We start from the raw sequence: 8,575 nt of genomic DNA, 5'->3' as shown, positions 1-8,575 counted from the left end.
GCCATCCACTGAAGCGGTCATCGCTTCCACCCGGCCCACCGGGATACGCGGATCCGTCACCAAGTGCTCCAGGACCTGGACCAGCTCGCCGAGAGCGCCGCGCGCGACGGGACCGTCGATCGCGGTGGGCCGGTACTGCACCTGGAACTCAAGGCTTTTGCCGGGCAGGACGGTCAGCGTCAGCGGATACGGCGTGGCCTGATCGACGTCGAGCAACGTGAACCCCAGGGAGCCGACAGGAACCGGCCCTTTCTTCCCACCCGCGTCGTTCATTCCGGCGTAGTTCTCGAACACCACCAGCGTGTCGACGGTGACCCCGGTCAATCGCTGCACCTCCGCGAGGCCGAGGTGATGGTGAGACGACAGCGCGTGCTGCCGTTCCTGCAGCTCGGCCAGGAGGTCCAGGAACGGGAGCTCGCCGCGCAGCCGCACCCGCACCGGCACGGTGGTGACGAACATCCCCACCATCCGCTCCACGCCCGGCAACTCCGGCGGGCGCCCGGACACCGCCGTCCCGAACACCACGTCCGTCCGCCCGGACAGCCGCGCCAGTATCAGTGCCCACGCGCCCTGCACCAGGGTGTTCAACGTCAGCCCACAGGTCCGGGAGACTTCGGTCAGCGCTGCGGTCTGTTCGGCTGTCAGCCGTAACTCCACCTGGGCGGGCGGCTCCATCTCCTGCCGTTCGCCCAGTCCATCCCCGCCCACGGCGGAGCCCGGGGAGTCGAACCCCGCCAGCTCGGCCTGCCACGCCGACCGGGCCGCCTCCTTGTCCTGCCGGTCCAGCCAGGCCAGGTATTCGCGGAACGACACAGCCGGAGCCAAGACCGTGGCATCGCCACCGGCCTCGTAGACGGCCCGCAGCTCCGCCTGCAAGATGCCCTTCGACCAGCCGTCCATCAACAGGTGGTGGCCGGTCGTCACCAGGATATGACGATCGTCGGCGAGCTTGATCAGCAGGAATCGCAGCAGCGGCGGCACCTCCAGGTCGAATCCCGCGCTGCGTTCCTTCTCCGCGAGCACCGCCACCTCGACTCGGGCAGCCTCCTCTGAGAGCCCGGACAGGTCCCGCTCGCTCCACGGCAGCTCGGCTTCCCGCAGGATGAGCTGCGCGGGCGCACCCGACTTGCCGCGGTGGAAGCAGGCCCGCAGCGCCGCGTGCCGGGAGAGCAATGCCTGCCAGGAGATACGCAGCAGGTCCGCGTTGAGCGTTCCGTCGATGAGCTGGGACTGCTGGATGACGTAGACGTCGGGAGCGGGACCCGAGCCGGCGGGTCCGTCGAGCCCGCTGTCGAACAGCATGCCCTCCTGCATCGGTGTCAGCGGCCAGACCTCGGCCAAGGCCGGCCCGGCGGCGTGTGATGACGCGGTCATCGACGTCTCCCTAATCAGTGCAGTCGAGCGCGGATCTCGGGTAAACACCGCGAAATTACGTATCTCCGCCCGCAATCATCAAGAATTGTCCAATTACCCAGAGTCACAAAGGCGTCGTCCAACTGCGGATATCCCACGGTTGGGCGCTCCGGGATCAGCTGTCGCCTGTCAGCCGTGCCGCGATCGACTCGAACTCGCGCACGTCGTCCTGGTCGAGGGCGATGAGGTCGAAGTCGGAGACGGAACGGCCACCGGCGTCCGGCGCTTCCGTGTGGTCGGCGAGCCCGGACAGCAGGTCGAGCCAGGTACGGCTGAGAGCCTCGACGTCGTCACCGTCGAGGAGCCGGTCGGCCCAGTTCACCATGAAGTCGAACTCCGGCCCGTCCCGCACGATCACGTTGGCCTCGATCGCATGCTGCAGCGGCGTGCCTGGATCCATGGACCCGCCGATGCCCCCGATCATCTGCCAGGGCGCCGAGCCGCCGGAGCCGGTGAACCTGCCCAGGTAGTTGAACCCGATCCGGGGAGCCGGCAGGGCGGCCAGGACCGGCGCGGTCTCGGAGTTGAGGTGGCGGAGCAGGCCATACCCCAGCCTGTCGCCGGGTACGGCACGCGCCTGCTCCTTGACCGTCAGCACCAAGTGCCCGGCGGCCCGGCCACCTGCCACTGCCTCGTCCAGGTCGATGCCGGTCAGCGACAGCCGTACCGGATGAACGCTGGTAAACCAGCCGATCGTCCGCGACAGATCCATTCCGGGGATGAGCGGTCGCCTGCCGTGCTCCTCGACGTCCAGCACCACGGAGCCGGTCCCCCAGCACCGGGCGACGGCACCCGCGAGCGTGGCCAGGAGCACCTCGTGGATCCCGCAGTGGAAAAGCGCCGGTGCGCGCTCGGCCAGCCGTACCGCCCGTTCCCCCGAGAGGGTCCACGATCGCGACCGCATCGTCGCCCCTGTGTCCTTCACCCTGTCGGGCTCGCTCAGGGGTGGAGCCGGGTGATCGAGTACGGCGCGCCATGAGTCCAGCTCCACTGCCCGCGCCGGACTACCCGCCTCCCGCGCCAGCAGGGTGGACCAGGCCGGGAACGACGTGGTCGCCGGCTCGAGCGCCGGTTCCCGGCCGGCGGTGGCCGCCTGGCAGGCCGCCGCCAGGTCCGGCAGCAGAATGCGCCATGACACGCCGTCGATCACCAGATGGTGGGCTACCAGCACCAGCCTGCCCATCTGGGCAGGTTCTCCCACCACCCACACGACCTGGAACATCCGGCCGAGCTTCGGGGCCAGCCGATTTCGGGCATCCTGTACGGCTTGCGCCGTCCGAGCGTCGACATCTCCGGCGGCCTCGATCCGGGTGATGAGATCGCCTGCGTCGACGGCGCCGGCGGCGGGAACAACCAAGCGCCCGTCCGTTACCGAGGCCCGCAACATGCCGTGCGTCACGAGCACCGCCTGTACCGCACCGGTCAGCACCGGGAGGGTCAGGTCGGCGGGAGCGGCGACCACCGCCCACTGCGCGAATCCCGTTCCCAGCGCTCCGTCGCCGAACGCCCTGATCACCGGAGTCGGTGGGACCTCGCCGATGCCGTCGGCGTCCGCCGGCTCACCGGCCGAGGCCGGGGACGGGTCACCGTCGATCAGCTGCGCCAGGCGCTCCGGGGTCTTCGCCGCGAAGACCTGCGCCGACGTGAAATGGAGCCCCTCGCGGCGGGCACGCGCCGCGAACTGCATCGAGGTGATCGAATCACCGCCGAGTTCGATGAAGCCGTCATCCGGGGCCACCGTGGCCAGGCCGAGGACCTCGGCGAACAGCCGGCACAGGAGCCGTTCGAGCGCGGTGGCGGGCTCGCGGCCGGAAGCCGGCCGGGCGAAGTCCGGCGCGGGGAGCGCCTCTCGGTCCACCTTGCCGCTGGCGGTCCGCGGCAGCCCTTCCAGCACGACGATCGCCGTCGGGATCATGAATTCCGGGAGCCTGCCGGCCACGTGCTCACGGAGGAGGCGAGGGTCCGGCGCCGCTTCCCCCGGAACGACATAGCCGACGACGTGCTGCCTTCCTGGATGGACCTCCCGCACCGTCACCACGGTCTCGCCGACGGACTCGTGGGTCATCAGCGCGGCCTCGATCTCGCCGAGTTCCACTCTGTGCCCGCGCACCTTGACCTGGCTGTCGGCCCGGCCCGCGTGCACCAGCTCCCCCGACGGGGTCCAGTAGGCCAGGTCGCCGGTGCGGTACATCCGCTCGCCCGCGGACGCGGCAGGAAGCGGGCCCGGCACCGCCACGAATCGCTGCGCCGTCAGGGCGGCGCGCCCGTGGTAACCCCGGGCGACACCGACCCCGGCGATGTACAGCTCGCCGGTGATCCCCGCGGGCAGCGGCTGCAGGAACGCGTCGAGGACGTACGCGCGGCAACCCGGGATCGGGCGGCCGATCGGCGGTGCGGGTGCACCGGTCAGCGCGTCGGTGACCGTGGAGGTGACGGTCGCCTCGGTCACGCCGTACTCGTTGACCAGCTCGACCCTGGACGACCACCGGCGGAGCGCGATGTCGCTCCCGCCCTCCCCGCCGATCACTATGACCCGCAGGTCGGGAAGATCCCGGTCCGGGAGCTGTGTCAGGATGCCGGCCACCATGATCGCGTGAGTGACCCGGCGGTCCTGGATCAGGTCGGCGAGCTCCTCCCCCGAGAACCGGGCGACAGGCCCGAGCACGAGGGTCGCACCGGCGCACAGCGTCGGCCAGATGTCACCCATCGCGACATCGAAGCTCGGCGACGAGAGCTGCAGCACCCTGCTCGACGCGTCAAGCAGGTACCTCTCCCGGCGGAAGGCGATGAAGCGGGACAGGCTCGCGTGCGACACGGTGACCCCCTTCGGGGCTCCGGTCGACCCGGACGTATATATGACGTAGGCCGCGTTCCTTCCATCTGCCTGCGGCAGCGGCCCACCCCAAGCCCGCCCGGGAGTGTCGATCCCGATGACCTTGGGCCCGCTCGGCACCACGCCCCTCGTCTCCGGGGTGCACAGCACGACCGGCACGTCCGCCAGGACGGTCGCAACCCGCTGCGCCGGATAATCCGGATCCACCGGGACGAAGGCGCCACCCGCCAGCGACACGGCGAGCATGCCTACCACCAGCTCCGGCGACCGCTTGGCGACAACGCCCACCAGGCATTCCGGCCCCACCCCCTGCGCCACCAGGTTGCCCGCCAGCTCCGTCGCCCGATCCCACAGCTCGGCGTAGGTCAGCTCGCCGTCCTGGCCCGTCACGGCCACCGCACCGGGGTCGCGCTCCACTGCCCGTCCGACCAGCACCGGCAGCGGCGGCGCCGCCACCGGCTCGTCAAGTGGCCGATCAAGAGGTTGCGCTCCGGGCAGGCCGAGCCTGCCCACCAGAGGCTCGGCCACCATGCCGGCCAGCACGCCGAGAAGCTGTTCCAGCAGGGACCCGGCGACACCGGCGTCGAACGCCCCCTCGCGGTAGGCGAGCCGCAGCGTCAGCTCCTCACCCGGCACGACGCCGATGGTGAGCGGATAGTGGGTCGCCTCGACCGTGCCCAGATAACGGTAAGCACCGGTGAAGTCACGCGGGTAGTTCTCCATGACCAGCAGGGTGTCGAAGCCCGCGGCCGGCCCGGCGGCCCGCTGTATCTCGGCCAGCCCCAGGTACTGGTGGGGCATCAGGTGCGCCTGCCGTGCCGCCAGTTCCGCGAGCATCTCGCCGACCGGCTGCCCGCCGCGCAGCCGTACCCGGACCGGCACGGTGTTCATCATCAGCCCGAGCATCCCTTCCACGCCGGGGAGCTCGGGGGGCCGGATGGCCGCGACCGTGCCGAAGACCACGTCGTTCCGGCCGGCCAGCCGGGACAGGACGATCCCCCAGGCACCCTGCATGATCACACCGAGGGTGAGCCCGCGGGTACGGGCGAAGTCCATCAGACCCAAATGGAGTGCCTCAGGGACGACGAGGTCGCTGTACACGCTCTCGCCTCCGGGGGCGCCGATGCCGGCCGGAGTGGGCTCGTCAAGGCCGGACAGCTCAGCACGCCAGGCGTCCCGTGCGGCATTGGCATCCCTGCCGGCCAGCCAGTCGAGATATTCGCGGTAGGAGGTCACCGGGCCGAGCCGGGACGCGTCACCACCGGCCGCGTACACTTCGGCCGCCTCGTTGAGAACCCCTGCGACCGACCAGCCGTCGGTGACGATGTGATGGTGCACGACGAGCAGCCGGTGCAGATCCTCCCGCAGCCGGATCAGGACCAGCCGGGTCAGCGGCGCCTTCGAGAGGTGCAGCAGCTCCGCCTGCTCCCTGGCGATCACATCGGCCACCGCGGCGTCCTGGTCGTTCACGTGGACCAGATCCACCTCACGCCAACCGGGGACCACACTCCCTGCGACGGCCTGGACAGCCCTGCCCGATGCCAGAGTGTGGAAGGACACCCGCAGGGCCGCGTGCCGCGCGAAGACCGCGGCCCACGACGCGCGCAGCCGCGGCACGTCGACGGGCCCGGACAGCTCCACGATCCACTGGCCCTGGTAGGCGTCGGTACTCTCGGCGTGGAACAGCAGGCCCTCCTGCAGCGGGGACAGCGGCCAGACCTCGGACAGGCCGGGCACTGCCGCCGCCAGCTCCGCCTCGTCGTCGGCGGACAGCTCGACCAGGTGCCGCACCCTGGCCGGGGCGGCTTCCCGGCGTCCGGCGACGGCGGCCAGTCTCTCCGCCGTCCCCTCCGTCAGCACCTGGGCCGGCGTCACCGTCAGGCCGTGCCGGGCTGCCCGCGCTGCGACGCGCATGGCCAGGATCGAGTCGCCCCCCAGTTCGAGGAAGCGCTCGCCGGCCCCAACCCCGGGCACCCCGAGGACTTCGGAGAACAGCTCACGGAAGACCCGCTCGACGTTCGGGTCCACTGCCTGCGGGGCCGCGATGCCCCCGGGGGCGCCGGGCTCGGGCAGCGCCTGCCGGTCGATCACGTCCAGCGGAATGATCACGGCCGGCACCATGTGGCCGGGCAGCACTTCGGACATTCGGTCGCGCAGCCGTACCGGATCCAGCTGTGCGTGAGCGACCACATAACCGATCAGGCGGCCCTCGCGCACTGCCACGGCGGCCTCCCGTACCCCGGGCTGAGCCGCCAGCACCCCCTCGATCTCGCCAACAGGCACCGCGCTCATCGTCTCTCCTCCAATGCCACCGCCTGGTGTCTCGCCGCCCCGTTCCCGTTCAGCTGGGTGTGGTACAGCCCGGCGTAGAGGCCACCGGCCCTGAGTAGTTCCTCATGCGTGCCCCGCTCGCGGACCCCGCCGTCGTCGATGACGAGGATCTGGTCGGCCTCGCGGACGGTGGAGAGCCGATGCGCGATCACCAGCGCGGTACGGCTTTGCAGGGCGGCCACCAGGGCACGCTGGACCGCCGCCTCGGACTCCGAGTCCAGATGCGCGGTGGCCTCGTCGAGGACGACCACCGACGGTGACTTGAGCAGCAGCCGGGCGATGGCCAGCCGCTGCTTCTCCCCGCCCGACATGCGGTATCCGCGGTCACCGGCCACCGTGTCCAGCCCGCGCGGCAGAGACTTGATCACATCCCAGATCTGCGCGCGCTCGCACGCCTCGATCAGTTCCTCCTCAGTGGCTTCCGGCCTGGCATAGCGGAGGTTCTCCCGGATGGTGTCGTGGAACAGGTAGGAGTCCTGCGAGACCACGCCGACCGTCCGGCGCAGCGATTCGAAGGTCAGGTCACGGATGTCGTGGCCGCCGAGGCGAACGGCACCCGACGTAGGGTCGTACAACCGGGACACCAGGTGCGCCAGCGTGGTCTTGCCCGCTCCGGAGGGACCGACCAGGGCGGTGACCGTACCGGACGGAATCCGGAAGTCGACCCCGCGCAGCACCTCGGGGCTTTCGTCTTCGCGCTCGGCAACGGCATGTGCGTTCGCTTCGAGCGACTCCAGGGAGATCTCGTCGGCGCGAGGGTAGCGGAACCGCACACCCGTGAACTCGATGTCCGGCGCCGCGCCGGAGGACGGCAGCGCGACCGCCCCGGGGCGTTCGGTGATCAACGGCTTCAGGTCGAGCAGCTCGAACACCCGGTCGAAGCTGACCAGCACGTTCAGCGCGCCTGCCTGCATGCCGGAGAGCTGGGTGATGGGGCCGAAGAGCCGGCCCAGCAGGATGGCGAGCGCCACCAGGGTGCCGAGCTGGAAGGCCCCGTCCAGCACCAGCCCGCCGCCGACGCCATAGACGACCGCGGTGGCGAGCGACGCCAGCAGCGCCATGATGATGAACGCGAGGCGGCCGTACACCGTGACGGTCACGCCGATCCGGCGGATCCGCTCGGCCCGGTCCGCATAATCGGCCAGCTCCTCGGCGGGCCGGCCGAAGAGCTTGGTGAGCATCGCACCCTGCACGTTGAACCGCTCGTGGATGAGCCCGGCGAGGCCGCTCTGAAGCTCCATCTGCCGACGCTGATGGCGTTGCAGCCGCCGGCCCACGTAGACCCACGGCACCAGGAAGATCGGAATGAGCAGCAGGGCGGCGACCGCGACCAGCCATGACAGGTAGAACAGCTCGGCCACCACGAGCACGACCGTGACCGCGGCGGACGCCGACATGAGCACCTGGGTGAACGCGTGCTGGGCGACGACGATGTCGGTGTGCATCCGGCTGGACAAGACCCCGGTCTGGGTGCGGGTGAAGAATGCCAGCGGCAGCCGCTGCACGTGGTCGTGGGCCTGAACCCGCAGGTCACGGCTGACCCCCTGGCCGATCCAACCGGAGATCCGGCTCAGCACGAGCTGCGCCAGCCCCTCGATCAGAGCGAGCCCGGCGACCACGCCGGCCAGCCGGGCCACCGTCACCAGGTCGTTCTTCAAGATCCCGTCGTCGACGATCGCCTTCAGCAGCAACGGCGTCGCGACGATGATCACCGCTTCTACCGCGGCGACGAGGCCGAAGGCGGCTATCGCCCCGCCGTACGGCCGCAGGTAGGCAAGCGTCCGGCGTGCCGTCCCGGGGCGAATCCGGGCGCTTCCCGCGTCGTCGCCGCCACGCACCATCACCCCCCCTGGTCCCGCCGTCATCATGACCTGTCCCATGTCTCCCCCAGGGCCGGTTACGTCGCACCATCCATCGTGTACGGCACCGCATTCTGTCCACGAGCGGTCCAACCGCACGCGAGCTTCACTTGGACACCGCCTTCGCGAGGACGGCGCG

Annotated in this window: 3 protein-coding genes; all 3 read right to left on the bottom strand. The window is 70.5% G+C overall.

Annotated elements, in window-relative coordinates; all coding sequences use genetic code 11:
• Positions 1-1,374: condensation domain-containing protein (locus Ssi02_RS34740; protein ID WP_239130268.1), on the bottom strand; the 1,374-nt coding region annotated here is incomplete at its 3' end.
• A gap of 154 nt (positions 1,375-1,528) precedes the next feature.
• Positions 1,529-6,538: a non-ribosomal peptide synthetase gene (locus tag Ssi02_RS34735; RefSeq protein ID WP_204032024.1), complete on the bottom strand. Its 5,010-nt coding sequence runs from the start codon at positions 6,536-6,538 to the stop codon at positions 1,529-1,531.
• Complete coding sequence (locus Ssi02_RS34730; RefSeq protein WP_239130267.1) at positions 6,535-8,457, bottom strand: ABC transporter ATP-binding protein; 1,923 nt, start codon at positions 8,455-8,457, stop codon at positions 6,535-6,537. The genes Ssi02_RS34735 and Ssi02_RS34730 overlap by 4 nt, the downstream gene beginning before the upstream one ends.
• Positions 8,458-8,575: the final 118 nt, after the last annotated feature.

The sequence above is a fragment of the Sinosporangium siamense genome (genome assembly GCF_016863435.1).
In the GTDB taxonomy this organism is placed as follows: Bacteria; Actinomycetota; Actinomycetes; order Streptosporangiales; family Streptosporangiaceae; genus Sinosporangium; species Sinosporangium siamense.
This window is presented reverse-complemented; position numbering and strand designations above follow the sequence as displayed.